The sequence below is a fragment of the Janthinobacterium sp. Bl 1 genome, assembly GCF_058215535.1.
Genome location: NZ_CM177086.1, coordinates 1,560,965 through 1,578,644, shown reverse-complemented (window position 1 = coordinate 1,578,644; position 17,680 = coordinate 1,560,965). Strand labels below are relative to the sequence as shown.

The 17,680-nt window shown below is 58.7% G+C and carries 13 protein-coding genes and 2 tRNA genes; 8 read left to right on the top strand and 7 right to left on the bottom strand.

Going from position 1 to position 17,680, the window contains the following annotated elements; translation table 11 throughout:
- Positions 1-169: 169 nt before the first annotated feature.
- Together AC4BCN_RS07090 and AC4BCN_RS07085 are read right to left on the bottom strand one after the other, a co-directional pair.
- Entirely contained in the window at positions 170-1,111 is a 942-nt protein-coding gene (locus AC4BCN_RS07090) for a hypothetical protein (RefSeq protein ID WP_338680958.1), read from the bottom strand.
- Positions 1,108-2,568, bottom strand: a complete 1,461-nt coding sequence (locus tag AC4BCN_RS07085; RefSeq protein ID WP_338680957.1) for an AAA family ATPase — start codon at positions 2,566-2,568, stop codon at positions 1,108-1,110. Before AC4BCN_RS07085 ends, AC4BCN_RS07090 begins: the two co-directional genes overlap by 4 nt.
- A 1,266-nt stretch (positions 2,569-3,834) precedes the next feature.
- Here AC4BCN_RS07085 and AC4BCN_RS07080 point away from each other — a divergent pair.
- Positions 3,835-4,152, top strand: coding sequence for a helix-turn-helix transcriptional regulator (locus AC4BCN_RS07080; protein ID WP_338680956.1), 318 nt, complete (start codon positions 3,835-3,837; stop codon positions 4,150-4,152).
- Between the two features lie 39 nt (positions 4,153-4,191).
- Here the strand turns inward: AC4BCN_RS07080 and AC4BCN_RS07075 are convergent, their stop codons facing one another.
- From AC4BCN_RS07075 to acs, 4 genes are all read right to left on the bottom strand, one after another.
- The gene (locus AC4BCN_RS07075; RefSeq protein ID WP_338680955.1) at positions 4,192-4,815 is read right to left on the bottom strand and encodes an Arm DNA-binding domain-containing protein; all 624 of its coding nucleotides are present in this window, start codon (positions 4,813-4,815) and stop codon (positions 4,192-4,194) included.
- Positions 4,816-4,825: 10 nt separating this feature from the next.
- Positions 4,826-6,115 carry a tyrosine-type recombinase/integrase gene (locus AC4BCN_RS07070; protein ID WP_338680954.1) on the bottom strand — a complete coding sequence of 430 codons (1,290 nt, stop codon included), beginning with the start codon at positions 6,113-6,115 and terminating at the stop codon, positions 4,826-4,828.
- Between the two features lie 221 nt (positions 6,116-6,336).
- Positions 6,337-6,427, bottom strand: a tRNA-Ser gene (locus AC4BCN_RS07065).
- A gap of 203 nt (positions 6,428-6,630) precedes the next feature.
- Positions 6,631-8,637 carry an acetate--CoA ligase gene (acs, locus tag AC4BCN_RS07060; protein WP_490492878.1) on the bottom strand — a complete coding sequence of 669 codons (2,007 nt, stop codon included), beginning with the start codon at positions 8,635-8,637 and terminating at the stop codon, positions 6,631-6,633.
- A gap of 307 nt (positions 8,638-8,944) precedes the next feature.
- Between acs and AC4BCN_RS07055 the strand changes: the two genes are divergently transcribed.
- From AC4BCN_RS07055 to AC4BCN_RS07035, 5 genes are all read left to right on the top strand, one after another.
- Positions 8,945-9,568, top strand: coding sequence for a YqhA family protein (locus AC4BCN_RS07055; protein WP_490492877.1), 624 nt, complete (start codon positions 8,945-8,947; stop codon positions 9,566-9,568).
- A gap of 71 nt (positions 9,569-9,639) precedes the next feature.
- Entirely contained in the window at positions 9,640-11,181 is a 1,542-nt protein-coding gene (locus tag AC4BCN_RS07050; protein ID WP_034784516.1) for a fumarate hydratase, read from the top strand.
- 66 nt (positions 11,182-11,247) lie between these two features.
- Positions 11,248-12,093: a glutamate racemase gene (gene murI, locus AC4BCN_RS07045; protein ID WP_490492876.1), complete on the top strand. Its 846-nt coding sequence runs from the start codon at positions 11,248-11,250 to the stop codon at positions 12,091-12,093.
- A 133-nt stretch (positions 12,094-12,226) separates the two neighbouring features.
- A tRNA-His gene (locus AC4BCN_RS07040) sits at positions 12,227-12,302 on the top strand.
- A gap of 181 nt (positions 12,303-12,483) precedes the next feature.
- Positions 12,484-13,842 (top strand): family 43 glycosylhydrolase, encoded by a 1,359-nt coding sequence (locus AC4BCN_RS07035; RefSeq protein ID WP_490492875.1) that lies wholly within the window; start codon positions 12,484-12,486, stop codon positions 13,840-13,842.
- A gap of 9 nt (positions 13,843-13,851) precedes the next feature.
- Here the strand turns inward: AC4BCN_RS07035 and AC4BCN_RS07030 are convergent, their stop codons facing one another.
- A complete protein-coding gene (locus AC4BCN_RS07030) occupies positions 13,852-14,298 on the bottom strand; it encodes a response regulator (RefSeq protein WP_081368151.1) in 447 nt (148 codons plus the stop codon).
- A gap of 287 nt (positions 14,299-14,585) precedes the next feature.
- Between AC4BCN_RS07030 and AC4BCN_RS07025 the strand changes: the two genes are divergently transcribed.
- A complete protein-coding gene (locus AC4BCN_RS07025; protein WP_490492874.1) occupies positions 14,586-16,697 on the top strand; it encodes a TonB-dependent receptor family protein in 2,112 nt (703 codons plus the stop codon).
- 282 nt (positions 16,698-16,979) lie between these two features.
- Complete coding sequence (locus AC4BCN_RS07020; protein WP_128140430.1) at positions 16,980-17,429, top strand: hypothetical protein; 450 nt, start codon at positions 16,980-16,982, stop codon at positions 17,427-17,429.
- The last annotated feature ends 251 nt before the right edge of the window (positions 17,430-17,680 follow it).

Here is a 17,680-nt window from a genome sequence, read left to right as displayed (position 1 = left end):
AGTTGGCCACTACCAATCGAATTCAGCAACCAGTTTCATTGCGTCGAGCCTAGGGTTAAAAATCCTTGTGCCGATGGTTCGATTCCGCCCAGGGCCACCAAGAATATCCCCATAGCCCCCCCCCTTTTTTTGACGTTGGCGTTTCATGATCAGGCGTCCCCGTGCGGCATCACCACTTGCGGCTGTCGACATACACATCCAACCGCATTTTTCCTTGGGGAATATTTTTAAACCTCATTCCCTTGTCCTCGATGGGGAAACCTAGTTGATCTTCCAACGATAGATGAAACCCCAGCTTCGTTGCGATCGTTCGCAGCCAGGCGGGGTTCTTGTCCATCTTCGCGACGCGATACGCTTCATGCAAATAATTTTGATAGCGATCGGTCAGCTGGAATGTCTGAAGCGAGTTTTGAGCGGCTACGTTACCTGAAGGGGTATCGATGAGAATTTCATACTCATCAAGAGGTAACCGAAGCGCCTTTAGCAACGGTGACCATGGCTTCCCCTCCCTAGGCCGCAGTTTGAACGTCAGCACAGCTGTATCAGCCAAAGGAAACAAGTGCGCGTTCGTCAGAACGCGCACTTCGTGCTTCATGGCCGGGCCGTTGCAATCTCCGCAGCTTGGCACTAGGTTGCCGAGCGACAGCGCAAGAAACGGATAGTCCGCTTTTGTAATGAAGTGATCCAGTTGTGGCCGATAGCCCTTGTTATCGGCGTCCTTTTTTTTCGTATCGGTAGGGACGAGATGGCAATAAGGACAAACCCTATACGGGCTGCTCGCACATAATTCGTAAGCTCTCCAGCCTATCCTGGCATCCCTGAACATGTCGTAATTGAAGACTTTGTTCAAGATGAGTTCCGCCGTCGTTCGCTCCACTGATCCGGGCGGAAACTGGGAATCGTAATCGCGGGCACTTGCGATATAGCTTCGTGTCGAAGCGCATACGATCTCGATTTCATGTTTGCGGATGAATGCGTACACCTGAGCGAGAAGAGGCGTAGGCGGGCCAACCCGGTAAAGTTTTTTCCAGGCGGCCTCCATCTTTGCACGAACGTATTGCTCATGCTTAACAGAGGCCGCGTGCCATACGTCATGGATATCGATGATCATTCGCCCTCCATCGATGACAGGATGGCTCTGCGCAGCCCTTCGTCCCCAATTTCGTCAATTAATGCATAGTCGCTCGGCTCGAGCTTCCCTTCGACAAAATTCTTACGTAGCTCCTTGATTTTGCGCGCGGCAAACTCGCCAATAGAAGCCGTACCAAAGGTGTCGAGTACAAGCGCATCAAGAGAGCTGCCAAAGGTCTTGAACTCATGATGGCGATCCTGCCCCAGGAGCTGCACCATCGGAGACGGAAAGTCACCTGAAATAATGGGTGAGTGCGTTGCTAGCAAGACCTGAAGAGAATCGTAGCGGAGATCACGTTTGATACGCTCCAGGAATGCATTCAAATGGAGTACATACTGTCGCTGCCAATCCATGTGAAGATATGCGTCCCCTTCGTCGATCAACACTAGTACGGATGTCAAGCCGCGCTTCCGCAGTCGCTCGAGTCCCAGTTCCAGCCTCGTGAATTGCTCTACAAGCGACAATAATCCGGAGCTCAGGTTTTCCCATCCTATTTCAAACGCTCCGACACTTGAGCCAAGCCGGCGCGGCGCCCCCTCGTAGTCCAGCTCCATTTCGTATCCAATCTGTTCTCTGCTGGCGATCGGATTGAGGCCTTTCGAAAGGGAAGCTCTATAAAAACTCGCTGTCGTCGAAACGAGTTTTCTGAAACCTTCAAGCTTCTGAAATGCCTGGGAGCTATCCTGGTCCCGGATTGGATTGAAAGTTGCTATCCCGATAAATTCCAGGAAAGCGCGGATCGCGTGAGGTCGCTGTTTCAAGGTCTTCGCCGAATGCTCAAGGGTAGCCAGTAGCACCACAGGCTCGTGCTCTGAGTTTTCCAGAAGGTGGAGAATCCACGATTCGATGGAATTGGCAAAAGAGCCAAGATCAGCCGTGTAGCTGATATCGCCCAACGACAACGTTTGACCTTTTACCAGCTCCAGACGGCGAGCGTCCATCACTGGATCAATCAGCTGACAGTCGGGCTCAAGCATCCTCGGAACGATCAGCCGTTGAAACACGTCATTTCGGTACGACATCCGCGCCATAAGACGTGCTTCGACTTCAAGCCTCTCAGTAACGAATCGATACTGCCGATATGAGCGGGAGCGAGACAAGTGACCGCCAAACCCGGACGCGTCAAAAAAGTGCCGGTGTGGCGAGATCGCGCGCCGATAGGGTAGCGGCGTGTAATAGACCACCCCTTGACCGGGTGGCGGATTCCTTGTGTCGTCCCCTGTCGGTTGGCCATGCTGATCCCAGCCTCGCCAATGGCCCTGGCCACCAATCTGGGTGCCTGCAGTAAGTGCCTCAGCGACGTTGATCAGCAATCGTGTCTTACCCGAGCCGTTTGCGCCAATCAAGACAGCAATAGAGTCGACACTGAAATAGCGGGGAAACTTCTGATTTGCGAGTTTGGCACGATGGCCATCGATATGAACGTATTCGATCACCTTTTCCCCTCTGGTTTTAATAGATTCCCGCCACTGTAACCGAGAGTTCCCCGGCTCAACAAGTCCTCTACGGCTTTCCGAAAGACTGCTATCCTTCATACACTAGGATCGCCGCAGGTCATACTTATGCACCAGCTCGTGAACGCACGTGCTCAACACACCACCCGCCTCAATCACCTCCGAAAATACCGTGGCATCGCTCGCATTGCTGCGGCGACGGTTGGAAGCCGCTCTTTGTCGGCTGCGCGACGCGTTTCAGCATCGTTACCTTGTGCCCCGTCTGGCCTCCGACCAGCTTGCCCTGGCAAGTTACCAGGGCCGCATGCTGTTCGCGCCCTCGGCCGCCGGGCCTCGCAGAGCAGGATACCGTTGAGTGCCGCAGGCGCGAATAAGGGATGTGAAGTTAGCTAACCGCAGGTTAGCTAACTTCACCTATCCTGCCCCGCTTCGCACAGCGACTAAACCACAAAAATCGTCGGACACAACTTCGACCAAACCATTTTTTTACAGGTACGAAAGCAAATTTAGCAGGAATGTATGCCGAAACTAGCACGGTAGTTCCGCCCTGTGCAGCGACTGAAACCCTTTAATCACCGGGTAATACCTCGGTCGAACCATTTTTTTGCAGGTACGAGAGCAGATTTAGCAGGAATGTATGCCGAAAGTAGCACGGTTGATCAGCGGCAATAGGCAGCGTCCAAGTGGGAACATTTGACATACATCTGTGCTGCCCTTGATCAATGTCAGCAACAAATTTTCATAGTCTGCTGTACGAGTACTACACGGCAATAGCGCGCTTCTCCTCTGATGGCTGCGCCTTTCCGCGTGGACAGAAAGAGCTCCCCCTGGAGGCGGTCAAAACGATTGCTGGCAGGTATTGACGGCGTGAGATGCCAGCAGTCGTATGCACTTGTGGCGGCGATACACCAACAGGATCAATGAAATCGGGGCCGCGCCAATGCATCTATGGCATGAGGAATTCGCTGTCGATTGCCCAATTTTTAGCTGCTAAAGCTTCCACGAACCCGCTCCTGTGTCCAGCCTTGATCTCACACAAAGTGCGCGGCAGGCTTGATCCAAGTGGCATGGCAGGCCGATTCTTGTTGCACCAGCGATTACGGCATTCGATACTGGACCCATGTTTTCGGAATAATGATTGCGAGCGGGTCTCGACGAAGGACGAATCGGTGGCAGGGCAAGGCCTGCCACATATGCCATTCGCCCCGGTGCTGCCGCTGGCATTTTTGGTTCACGAAGGGGGACGCCATGAAAGCAGCGACAGCCGAATACCTGAAAGAGCGCCGCGTTGAACCTCGCATGGGCGAAGAGCGCTTCATCCGCCTGGGCGAAGTGCTGGCGACCTGCGGCAAGTCGCGCAGCAGCGTTTATGCGGGCATCAAGGAAGGCACCTTCCCTCCCCCTGTCAAGCTTCAAGGACGCTCCTCTGCATGGCTCAGGAGCGAGGTGCTATGTTGGATGCAAGCGTGTATCGAGGCCAGCAGGCCTGCAAACACAGCATCCTCAATAATCGACACTTCATCAAGCGCCAAGCCATTCGCTAACAAAGGGACCAGAACCGAATGAAGCCGGGAAAGTACCGGGATACCTGCGGCATAGATAGACTCACCTCCGCCGCTGCGCCACCCTGGCATCCCTCATGGCCTCGATCAAATCATCTTCATCAATGCCCAATCCAAGGCAGCCAAAGATGATGTCGGCACAGTAGTCGTACAGCAAATCAATCACCTCTGTGCCGCGCTCCTTCTGGATTTCCTCCAGCATGATCTGCATGTCGCTTCGCACGCCTTCGTCGGCCACGACGCGGCTCAGCGCCGGGAATACAAGGCCGTGCAACCGCTCCAGCGCTTGCCTTCCAACCTGGCTTACGCAGCGCTCCACCTTTCTATCGTCCATGGCAACTGGAAGCAGGCAATGCCGCCTGACGGGCTTCGGTGGACGCATGTGGGCCGCGTCGAACTCTGTACGCGGGTCCAGCCCATCATGCAGCATCTGGCGGGCGACTGCGCGGCGGCATCGAGCAAGCGTTGGCGATACTTCCGGGTAGTGGCCGAATGTCAGGGCATTTTCCTTGCCGTCCTTCTGGCGAAATTTCATGCGCCAGACCTTCGAGCCAGTCGGCATGACTTCAACATACAGGCCGTAGCCGTCGAATAACCTGAATGGTTTGTCCCCAGGCTCTGCCTGTAACAGCTGCTGCTCTGTCAGAGGTTCAATTCGTCTTGGCATGACTGTCTCCTTAACGATGCGGCGCTGGCCACACCAGTTCCAGCGATCCATGATGGCCTGGCTGCGGCGTATCACCGCGTTCCACGGCTTCCAGATAGTCGGCCCACTCCTGCATCATCTTGCGGCGCTCCGACAGGAACTGGGCGCGGTCGTAGGCGCTGGCCACCTTGTCCTTGGGCGCGTGCGCCAGTTGGCGGTCCACCACTTCATGGCGGTAGCCCAGGCGCTCCTTGATGGTGCTCATGGCCAGCGCCCGGAAGCCGTGGCCCGTCATGCGGCCCTTGTAGCCCATGCGGGCCAGCGCCACCAGCAACGTGTTGTTGCTCAGCGGCTTGTCGTGGTCGCGCTGGTTTGGAAACAGATACGTGCTGCGGCCCGTGATGGTGTGCAGCTGGTGCAACAAGGCCAGCGCTTGGCGCGAAAGGCAGACGTGGTGATTGGTCATGTCGGGATTGACGGTCAGCTTGCCACGCTTCATGCGCTGCCAGGGAATGATCCACTCTCCCTTCTCCAGATCGACTTCGCTCCATGGCGTCTCTATCAGTTCGCTGGTGCGCACGAAGACCAGCAGCATCAGGCGCAGCGCGATGCGCGTCGGCTCGAACATGCGCGCCTCGTTGCGCGCCAGCGTGTCCAGGAAGGCGGGCAATTCATCGGCATCGATGGCGGCGAAGTGCGAAACGCGCTTGGTCTTCAGGACGTCCTTCATGTCCACCACCAGGTTGCGGTCAGCCAGACCGCACTGGATGGCGTAGCTGAATATCTGCGAGCAGACGGCCTTCAGGCGATGTGCGATCTCGGTGGCGCCGCGCGCCTCGATCTTGCGCAGCGTGGCAATCAGTTCGCGGTGCCGGATTTCCGTGATCGGCCTGTCGCCGATGCTTGGAAAAATATCGGCTTCCAGGCGCTGCAGCATGTTCTTGGCAGTGCGCTCGCTCCATGTTGGCACCTTATTCGCGTACCACTCGCGGGCGATTTTCTCGAAGGAATTGGATGCTTTTTCGGCGGCGAGCCGCCTGGCGTCGTCGCGGTACTTGCCGGGGTCGATTCCCTGCAACTGCAAGCGGCGCGCTTCCGTGCGCTTTTCACGCGCCACCATGATCGAAATTTCCGGATAAGGCCCGAAGGTCAGCGTATTCTCCTTGCCGTTCGATTGACGGAATTTCATGCGCCAGATCCGCGAACCGCTGGGCATCACTTCAACGTACAGGCCGCCGCCATCGAACAGCTTGTATGACTTTTGCCTGGGCTTGGCATTTTTAACCTGGAACTCGGTCAGGGGAGGGATAATCTTGGCCATGGCTGGTCTCCTCAGCATATGCGTCAGAAATCACTTTAGACCGGTGAATGAGGGCTTGGTTGCCAGACTTGGGGTAAGCTGATCTGTATCTAGCTCCGATTTTTGCTGGCTGCAGCTGGACAGTGCTGGACGCCAGAATACAAAAAAACCGCTTTAGCACGGGCTAAAACGGTTTTTTGTGGACGTTCTTGGACTTCCTTGAACTGGCCAATTTGTATCTTTGGCGGAGAGAGGGGGATTCGAACCCCCGATAGGCTATGAACCTATACACGCTTTCCAGGCGTGCGACTTCAACCACTCATCCACCTCTCCTGCAGGCAATGTGTCTTACTTACATTGCGTACTATTTCTCGCTTGTCGCGAAGCCGCAGATTATAGCAAAGAATCTACGGACTGCCAAAGTTATTTACCGTGGGGTAAAAGTTGCGCTTCTACAGTAACCTAGTAAAGGCTGGGGTCGAACCCGGCGGGTCCGACCCCGGATGTTGGTTTGGGTTTTGGCTACCCAAGCAACATCAGGACGCTTCCTTCAACTGATCCAGAATCGCCGGATTCTCCAGGGTCGACACATCCTGCGTAATCGTCTCGCCCTTGGCCAGCACGCGCAGGAGGCGGCGCATGATTTTGCCGGAGCGGGTTTTGGGCAGGTTGTCGCCGAAACGGATTTCCTTCGGTTTCGCGATCGGGCCAATTTCCTTGCCGACCCAGTTGCGCAGCTCCAGGGCCAGCTTCTTCGCTTCCTCGCCTGTCGGACGTGCTTGCTTCAGCACCACGAAGGCGCAGATCGATTCGCCTGTCGTGTCGTCCGGACGGCCCACCACGGCGGCCTCGGCCACCAGCGGGTTGGCGACCAAGGCCGATTCGATTTCCATCGTGCCCATGCGGTGGCCCGACACGTTCAAGACGTCATCGATGCGGCCTGTGATCGTGAAGTAGCCGGTGTCCTTGTTGCGGATGGCGCCGTCGCCTGCCAGGTACATCTTGCCGCCCAGCTCTTCCGGGAAGTAGCTGGACTTGAAACGATCCGGGTTGTTCCAGATCGTGCGGATCATCGATGGCCATGGGCGTTTCACCACCAAAATACCGCCCTGGCCGTTCGGCACGTCCTGGCCCGCTTCGTCGACGATGGCGGCCATGATGCCCGGCAATGGCAGGGTGCAGGAACCGGGCACCATCGGCGTCGCGCCAGGCAATGGGGTGATCATGTGGCCGCCCGTTTCCGTTTGCCAGAAAGTATCGACGATCGGGCATTTCTCGCCGCCGATGTTTTTGTAGTACCACATCCACGCTTCCGGATTGATCGGCTCGCCGACCGTGCCCAGCAGGCGCAAGCTCGTCAGGTCGTAGTTGCCTGGATGGACTTTCGGGTCCACGTCGGCCGCCTTGATCAGCGAACGGATGGCCGTGGGGGCTGTGTAGAAAATGCTGACGTTGTGCTTCTTGATGGTTTCCCAGAAACGGCCCGCGTTCGGGTAAGTCGGGATGCCTTCGAACACCACTTGCGTGGCGCCCACGGCCATCGGGCCATACGCGATGTAGCTGTGGCCCGTCACCCAGCCGATGTCGGCCGTGCACCAGAACACATCGTCAGGCTTGATGTCGAAACTCCACTTCATCGTCAGCGCGGCCCACAGCAGGTAGCCGCCGCTCGAGTGCTGCACGCCCTTCGGCGTGCCCGTCGAACCGGAAGTGTACAAGATAAACAATGGATGCTCGGCATCGACCCATTCCGGTTCGCATTGCGCGCTCTGGCCTTCGACCAAGTCGTGCAGCCACGTGTCGCGGCCGGCCACCATCGGCAGGTCGCTGCCCGTGCGTTTATAGACGATGACGTTTTTCACGGAGTCGCAACCGCCCAGCGCCAGCGCTTCGTCGACGATGGATTTCAATGGCAGCTTTTTGCCGCCGCGTAATTGCTCGTCGCCCGTGATGACGGCCACAGCGCCCGCGTCGATGATGCGTTCCTGCAAGGACTTGGCCGAAAAGCCGCCGAACACGACGGAGTGGGTGGCGCCGATGCGCGCGCACGCTTGCATGGCGGCCACGCCTTCGACGGACATCGACATATAAATGATGACGCGGTCGCCCTTGGCGATGCCCTTGGATTTCAGGCCGTTGGCGAACTTGCAGACTTTTTCGTGCAGCTCTTTATACGTTGCCTTGGTGACGGTGCCGTCATCCGCTTCGAAGATGATGGCCGTCTTGTCGCCCAAGCCATTTTCGATGTTGCGGTCCAGACAGTTGTACGACACGTTCAGCTGGCCGTCTTCGAACCATTTGTAGAATGGGGCGTTGTCTTCGTTCAGGGTGCGGGTGAACGGCTTTTTCCAGCTCAGGTTCTCGCGCGCCAGCTTGGCCCAGAAGCCTTCGTAGTCGCGTTCGGCCTCGGCTACCATGGCGCGGTAAGCGTCCATGCCGGAAATCGTTGCCTGTGCGGCAAACGCTGCCGACGGTTCAAATACGCGCGACTCTTCTGGTCCCTGCTGCTGTGTGCCCTGCCCTTGGTTCTCTGTAGCGCTCATGCTTGTCTCCAGTGTAGTAATTGTTTGCTAACACGATAGGCCCCATGTCTTACGGACGCCTTACATGTCGCGTTTATGCAGCGTTTACCCCTATCAAGGCTAACCATAAGCGCCTTCAGCAATAGGAGTCAAGGGGACGCCGTACAGTATTTTCGCTGGGAAAATGCATGGTGCGCCGAAGGTTCAATACCACTTTGTGTTTCATCAAACCTAATAATCAGGAGCAAGGCCATGCGCAGTAATCAACAGCAAGTGTAAAATGTCGGGCATGCCAAAAATTGGTATTTACTCCCCCAGGAACCCCCACATGATCGACCACCTACCACCGTCTGCCAAAAATACCAAGCTGCGCCCCCTGTCCGCCTTCATCTTCATGTCGCGCTGGCTGCAGTTACCGCTGTACCTGGGCCTGATCCTCGCACAATGCGTATATGTCTTCCATTTCTGGGTGGAATTGTCCGACCTGATCGGCGCCGTGTTCGGCAATGATGCGGCCCTGCAGCATGTCCTGACGGCCGTTGCCGTACCGGGCGTGCACCCTGCCGCCAAGCTCAACGAAGCGACCATCATGCTGGTGGTATTAGGCCTGATCGATGTGGTGATGATTTCGAACCTGCTGATCATGGTCATTATCGGCGGCTACGAAACCTTCGTTTCGCGCATGCACCTCGATGACCACCCAGACCAGCCGGAGTGGCTGTCGCACGTCAATGCTTCCGTGCTGAAGACGAAATTGGCGATGGCCATCATCGGCATCTCGTCCATCCACCTGCTGAAGACCTTCATCAACGCCAACTCGTACGCCAAGGAATCGAATGTGATCATCGCGCAAACGGTGATCCACATGGTCTTCATCCTGTCGGCGATGGCGATTGCCTACACGGACCGCATCATGACGGTGACACAGAACCAAGCCAGAGCACCACACTAAGAACAGCCGCTCCGCGGCGGATGGGCTTTCAGCATAAGAGTCTTACCCTTCTTATCCACCGCGAGAACACCATGACTGTCATAAAGCAAGAAGACCTGATCGAATCCGTCGCCGCAGCGTTGCAGTACATTAGCTACTACCACCCTGCTGATTACATCGAGCACCTGGCGCGCGCCTACGCGGCCGAGCAAAGCCCGGCGGCAAAAGATGCGATCGCGCAAATCCTGACCAACTCGCGCATGTGCGCGGAAGGCAAGCGTCCTATCTGCCAGGACACGGGTATCGTCAACGTCTTCCTGAAAATCGGCATGGGTGTGCGCTTCGAAGGCTTCTCCGGCACCGTTACCGACGCCGTCAACGAAGGCGTGCGCCGCGCGTACAACTTCGACGACAACAAGCTGCGCGCTTCCATCGTGGCCGACCCGCACTTCGACCGCAAGAACACCAAGGACAACACGCCAGCCGTCGTGCACATGGAACTGGTCGAAGGCAATACCGTCGACGTGAAAGTGGCTGCCAAGGGTGGTGGTTCGGAAAACAAATCGAAGATGATCATGATGAACCCGTCCGACTCGCTGGTCGACTGGGTCATGAAGACCGTGCCGACCATGGGCGCCGGCTGGTGCCCGCCAGGCATGCTGGGCATCGGCATCGGCGGTACGGCCGAAAAAGCCATGCTGATGGCAAAAGAAGTGTTGATGGAAGACATCGACATGTTTGAGCTGAAACAACGCGGCCCACAGAACAAGCTGGAAGAACTGCGTATCGAGCTGTGCGACAAGATCAACTCGCTGGGCATCGGCGCGCAAGGCCTGGGCGGCTTGACGACCGTGCTCGACGTGAAAATCATGATGCACCCGACGCACGCCGCGTCGAAGCCTGTCGCCATGATCCCGAACTGCGCCGCCACGCGCCACGGCCACTTCGTGCTGGACGGCTCGGGCCCTGCCTACATGGAACCGCCATCGCTGTCGTCGTGGCCGGAAGTGCACTGGACGCCGGACACGGAAAAGTCCAAGCGCGTCGACCTCAACACCCTCACAAAAGAAGAAGTCGCTTCGTGGACGCCGGGCCAGACCTTGCTGTTAAACGGCAAGATGCTGACGGGCCGCGACGCCGCGCACAAGCGCATCCAGGACATGCTGGCCAAGGGCGAGGAATTGCCGGTCGACTTCAAGAACCGCGTGATCTACTACGTCGGCCCGGTCGACCCGGTGCGCGACGAAGCCGTCGGCCCGGCCGGTCCGACGACCGCCACGCGCATGGACAAATTCACCGACATGATGCTGGAAAAAACCGGCCTGATCGCCATGATCGGCAAGGCCGAGCGTGGTCCGGTCGCCATCGAATCGATCCAGAAGCACCAGTCGGCCTATTTGATGGCCGTGGGCGGCGCCGCCTACCTGGTGTCGAAAGCCATCAAGCACGCCAAGGTGCTGGGCTTTGCCGACATGGGCATGGAAGCGATCTACGAATTCGACGTGGTCGACATGCCGGTCACGGTGGCCGTGGATGCGAAAGGCACGTCGGTACACAACACGGGGCCGAAGGAATGGCAGGCGAAGATCGAGCAACTCAATAGCGTGAGCAAGATTCCCGTGACGGTTGCTTAAACAAGCTCTACCATTAACGCCGCGCAGCAATCAGCGCGGCGTTTTTTTTATCTACTCCGGTTTCCCATGACTTCTATTGCAAGCAATGCCCACCCTGACGCGCCTATCGGCATCTTCGACTCCGGCGTGGGCGGCCTGTCGGTGCTGCGCCATATCCGCGCACAGCTGCCGCAGGAAGACCTGATTTACTTTGCCGATTCCGGCCATGCGCCGTATGGCGACAAGACGGAACAGCAGGTGATCGACCGCTCACTGGCAGTGGCCAGCTATCTGCTGCAGCAAGGCGCGAAAGCACTGGTCGTCGCCTGCAACACGGCCACGATTGCCGCCATCAAGGCGCTGCGCGCGCGCTACCCGGACCTGCCCATCGTCGGCGTCGAACCTGGCCTGAAACCGGCAGCCGCCATCAGCCGCAACGGCAAGATCGGCGTACTGGCCACCGAGCGCACCTTGCGCGGCGACAAGCTGCTGGCCTTGCGCGAACAGGTGAGCAACGCGACCGGCGCCACGTTCATCTTGCAGCCCTGCGTCGGCCTGGTCGAACGCATCGAACAGTCCGCGATGGGCAGCGACCCGCTCGACGCCACCAGCGCCATGCTCGAGCGCTATATCGCCCCACTGCTGGCGCAAGGCGTCGATACCTTGGTGCTCGGCTGCACCCACTACCCATTCGTGCAGGACGCCATCGCACGTACGGTGCGCACACATACGGCGGAACCCGTCACCCTGGTCGACACCGGCGAAGCCGTGGCGCGCCAGCTGACCCGCCTACTCGACGCTGCCAGCCTGCGCCGCAGCGGCAACGACGCGCCGCAACTGCAGGGCTACACGACGGCCAAGGTCGAAGCCCTGGCGCAAGCCTTCGCCGGTTTGCTGGACTTGCACCCGCCCGTCGAACACCTGTCCGTATGAGGGAAAACAGGCGTTTTCATGCAATCTTTCGATTCTTTAAAAAAGACTGCATTTAGATTTGCCACTTTGCCGAGTTCTTTGTATAATTCGGCACCTGTTCAGCAAAACAGCTAAACAGGTAAGTAAGACAGTGGTGGCTGTAGCTCAGTTGGTAGAGTCCAGGATTGTGATTCCTGTTGTCGTGGGTTCGAGCCCCATCAGCCACCCCACAGAATAAGTATCAGTTCAGTTTTCGAACCGGGCTTTTTCTATTCCGGCGCCCGTTTTATCTCTCCTCAGATACCCGCCCCGGTATCGCTTCCTGCAAAAAATTCATTAGTGCAAATTTGACCATCGCCCTACTCTGGGGTGCGGCCTGGACCGCCCCATAAAAACAGTACGGAGACAACGATGAAGCAAATCCTGGCAGCACTGTGCCTGATGTTCTGCGCCCATGCGCAAGCGATCAACCTGACGGGCGTGCCCAACGCGCACGATCCTGGCACCCTCACGCGCGACGGCGACACGTATTTCAATTTCACGACGGGCGACGGCATCTGGTATTCCACCTCAACGGACTTGCTGAAATGGTCAGCCGGCCCCGCGCCCGTGTTCAGCACGCCGCCTGCCTGGATCGCCAATAAAATCCCCAACTTCAGCGGCTCGTACTGGGCGCCGGACGTGATCCACATGAACGGCTACTATTATCTGTATTACTCGGTCTCCACCTTCGGCACGTCCGTGTCGGCCATCGGCGTGGCCCGCTCGGCCTCGCTGAAAAATCCGAGCTGGACGGACTTGGGCATCGTCGTGCAATCGTATGGGGGCGGCGGGGAAATCAATGCCATCGACCCGGCCCTGTTCCGCGATTATGACGGCAAGGTCTACATGTCGTATGGCTCGTTTTTCGGCGGCATCGGCGTGACGGAAATCAACCAGGCCACGGGCAAGACCACGGGCAACGTGACGACCATCCTCGGTGGCGGCGGCAAGGATATCGAAGCACCCAACATCACGCGCGACGGCGAGTATTACTATCTGTTCGTCAACCGCGGCAAATGCTGCCAGGGCGCCGCCAGCACGTATTACGTGGAAGTGCAGCGCGCCAGCAGCGTGACGGGGCCGTACAGCGGCACGCGCACGGTGCTGCCCAACCTCGACGGCAAGTACAAGGGCCCGGGCCATATCGGCGTGCTCAAGCAGGATGGCTGCAATTACACGTCGATCCACTACTACGACGTCAACGACAATGGCGCGGCCAAGCTCGACATTTTAAAGATGACGTATGACAGCGGCTGGCCCAGCCTGACGCGTAATTTCACGGTCGCCAGCTGCGGCGGCATCTCGGATGGTCCCACGGTGCTGCGCTCGCGCCTGAGCGGCAAGGCGCTGGCCGTGGCGGGCGCCGGCACGGCGAATGGCGCGCTGGTGCAGCAGCAAACGTATACGGGGGCAAAACACCAGCAATGGTATGTGGTGGGACACGGCGATGGCTACTATAGCCTGATCAATGCGAACAGCCTGCTGGGCCTGGACGACTACAACAACTCGACCACAGCCGGCACGAATATCGCGCAATGGAGCTACTGGGGCGGACTGGGCCAGCAATGGCGTTTCGCCAGCCCCGCTGCCGGCTACCAGACAATCAGCAACCGCTACAGCAACCTGACCCTGGACGTACTCAACCTGAGCACGGCGGAAAACGCGCAGATCATCCAGTGGAACTTGACCAATGCAAATAACCAGCAGTGGTCGCTGAGCCGGCCGTAGGTCAGCGAACTACCCCGCCAGCACCGACTGCACCGTCGTCGCCAGGTCTTCCAGGCGCACGGGTTTGACGAGGAAGTGGCGGAAGCCCACGGCCAGCGCGTCGTCCATGTACATGGGCAGGCTGTGGCCGGTGACGGCGATCAGCACGGCGTTGGCCGTTTCGGGATTGTGGTGCAGGCGGCGGCCGATTTCGATGCCGCTGATGCCGGGCATTTCGATGTCGAGGTAGACGGCGTCGGGCACGCACAGCTTGACTTGCTCGACGGCCATCTGCCAGTTGCGCACCACCACGGCGTGGTGGCCCAGCGCTTCGAGCAGCATGGCCAGCGATTCGCCCACTTCCTGGTTGTCGTCGACCACCAGCAGATTCAATTTGCGCGCAGCACTTGCCGGCTGGTCGCCCTGGCGGCGTTCCACGGAGGAAATGCCTGGTGTCGTTTCAGTTGTCTGGCTCATTGTACGTTCACGTCTGACGGCTGCAAAAGCGGGAGTATACAAGAAGCGCCCGCAATGCCGCCGCACCCGAGCAATGGTGCCAAGCGGCAATCCAAACCGCCCACCGTACCGCGCCAGCAACACTTCCCCATCACACAGGCAGGCATATAGCCACTACGCAACATTCGCAATTGACGGATAAAATGAGAATCATTATCATTCTTATCCCCTTGCGCCGGATGTCCACGCCACGATGTTGTCGCGCTTCCCGATTGCCGCGCAAACATTGTCATTACGGAGATCCATGCATGGCTGCCACACCTTTCACACTGCCCTTTTCGCTGCGCCCGTGCGCGCTGGCCATCGCCCTCGCCTGCCTGAACGCGCCCATCGCCGCGCAGGCACAGCAAGCCAATACGGCCGATAATGCCGGTCCCATCCTGGAATCGATTCAGGTCAGCAGCAACCTGCTGGGCACCAGCATGGCCGCCAGCACGAAGAATTTCGCGGGCGCCCGCACGGTGGTGCAAAAGGACGACATCGAGAACTCGGGCGCGACCAGCCTCAGCGACGTAATGCGCCGCATTCCCGGCGTACAGATCAGCGACAACTCGGGCAGTGCCGGCAGCGCCATCTCGCTCAATATCGGCGTGCGCGGTCTGGCCGGGCGCTATTCGCCGCGCAGCACGGTCTTGCTGGACGGCATCCCGATGTCGGTGGCGCCGTATGGCCAGCCGCAACTGTCGTTCGCCCCCGTCAGCCTGGCCAATGTCGAGACGGTCGACGTGGTGCGCGGCGGCGGCGCCGTGCGCTTCGGCCCGCAAAACGTGGGCGGCATCATCAACTTCAAGACGCGCCGCGTACCCACCACGCCAGGCATCACGGGCGACGCCACCGTGCGCTACAACTCGTACAGCGAAGTGGGCCACAACACGCAGGCAAGCGTCTTTGCCGGCACCCAGCTCGACAGCGGCCTGGGCCTGGCCGTGCTGTATTCGGGCATCCGCGGCAGCGACTGGCGCGTGGGCAGCGATGAAAAGGTCAACGACTTCGCCCTGAAATTCCGCTACGACCTGAGCCCGACCGCCGAGGTGTACGCCAAACTGTCCTACTACGACGTGACGTCGCGCACGCCGGGCGGTTTGAGCGCCGCGCAATACAAGGCCGACCCATTCCAGAACACGCGTCCGACCGACTTCTGGAGCGGCGAGCGCAAGGCCTTCGACATCGGCTACCTGAATGCCATGTCAAACACGCAGGAATTCGAGGTGCGCAGCTACTACTACAAGAGTTCGCGCGAAAGCACCCTGATCAATGCGAACCGCACCGGCCTGGGCCGCCAGCCGCGCAACTATGAAACGACGGCCATCGAGCCGCGCTACACGCAGCGTTTCACGACCGGCAAGGTGTCGCAAGACGTCACCGTCGGCTACCGCTACCTGGCCGAACGGGCTGACGAGACCATCTACAACGTCGTCATCGCCACCGGCTTGCAACAAAAGCCGACGCGCTTCGCCGACAACTCGACCGATGCGCAAGCCGTGTATATCGACGACAAGATCGCCATCGACGCGTGGCGCATCACGCCGGGCGTGCGCTACGAGCACATCAAGACGGAACGCTTCAATCACTTGCCGACAGACCAGAAGATCGATCTGCTCAACAACAAGGCCCTGCCCTCGCTGAACGTCGCCTACTTGTTCAACAACAACGTGACCCTGTTCGGCAACTACAACAGCTCGTTTGGCGCCGTGCAAAATACGCAGCTCAATGCGCAGTCAAGCAAGAACCCGCTGCAGCCGGAACTGGCGAAAACGGCCGAGCTGGGCGCGCGCTGGAAGAGCGGCCAGCTGTCGGCCGAAGCGACCTTGTTCAACATCAAGTTCGACAACCAGATCCAGTCCATCGGCAGCGGCGAGAACGTCGTCTTCTACAACGTCGGCGCCACGCACCACCGGGGCCTGGAATCGGCCGTCGACTACCACTTCGACAAGTCCGGCCCGCTGGCCGGCTTGAACGCCTACGCCACCTACACCTACACCAAGGCGACCTTGCAGGATGGCGTGAACGCGGGCAACGACGTGCCCTTCTATTCGCGTACCACGGACACCATCGGCGCCCACTACCAGCTGGGCGCCTGGGGCTTCGACCTGTCGAGCAGCCACCAGAGCCGCCAGTTCGCCGACGAAGCCAACACCGTGGCGGAAAACGCGGCCGGCAGCGTGGGCGTGATTCCCGGCTTCCGTACCTGGAACACGCAAGTGAAATGGAAAGTACCGGGCCAGAGTGGCCTGGAGCTGGTTGCCGGCGTCAACAACCTCGCCGACAAGCGCTACTTCACGCGCACGTCGGACGGCAACCTGGGCAAGCTGGTGGGCGCGCCGCGCATGGTTTACCTGCAGGGTCGCCTGGCGTTCTGATGTCCGTGCACAGCTGCGCCCGTCAAAGCGCAGCAGACGTACAAATGCCGCCCCGCCGTATGGCCGGGCGGCATTTTTCATGAAAAAAATAGGTGCACCATATCAATAAATGTTGCCATAAAGAATTAAATTGGCGCTACAATAGCGGGGTATCAAGCAATGCCAAGCATCGCTCCGCCAGGGCCCCTACCCCGCCCTGATCATCAGCACGCATTTTTTGAACAGGAAGGCTGGCACCACCGGGCCCGATTGCGCTCCCGGCACGGCCACCGCACACGCACCATGTCTGCAGAAAAAACCATTACCGAAACGAGTTCCTACGGCAAGGAAACACCCGTGGGACGTCCCGACATCGATGGCCGCGCCGGCATTTTCGTGCCCACGGCGGAATTCGACATCAGCAACAACACCACCATCCGCAAGGGCGCGGGCATTGTCGGCTTCGGCAACCTCGATGGCACCCTGACCGTGTATTTCGAAGCGAACCGCTTCGACGAAAGCAATCTGCACAAGTGGGAACACAAGGCGCGCAAGGCATATGACCGCATGGTCATGGGCGCGCCCACGGTGTCGAAGGCGAAAATCGATGCGCGCATGCTGGAACAGGTGGGCATCATCGATGGCATGGGCATCAATCTCAAGCACCCGGAACGCCTGACGCACTGGCTGACGATTTCGAACGTGCCGGACACGGCGCCGGAAGAGCCGGTCCTGCGCTGGAAAAACCGCTAGGCGGCTGGAGAGCAAGGCGGGGCCACACGCACGGGGTGTTGTCCTACATCGTGGCGGACATTCATCCGATGCCCAAAGGCATCAACTCATCCTATGATGAAAGCCTGACAACACACCTCATTCTACTCAGGAGTACGACATGTCCCGCCTCATCCCGATCAGCTTTGGTGCCTTGCAAATAGGTCTGGCAGCGGCGGCGATGTACATCCTGTGCTCGGCGGACGTGCTGCACCAGACGGCCGTGTATTTCC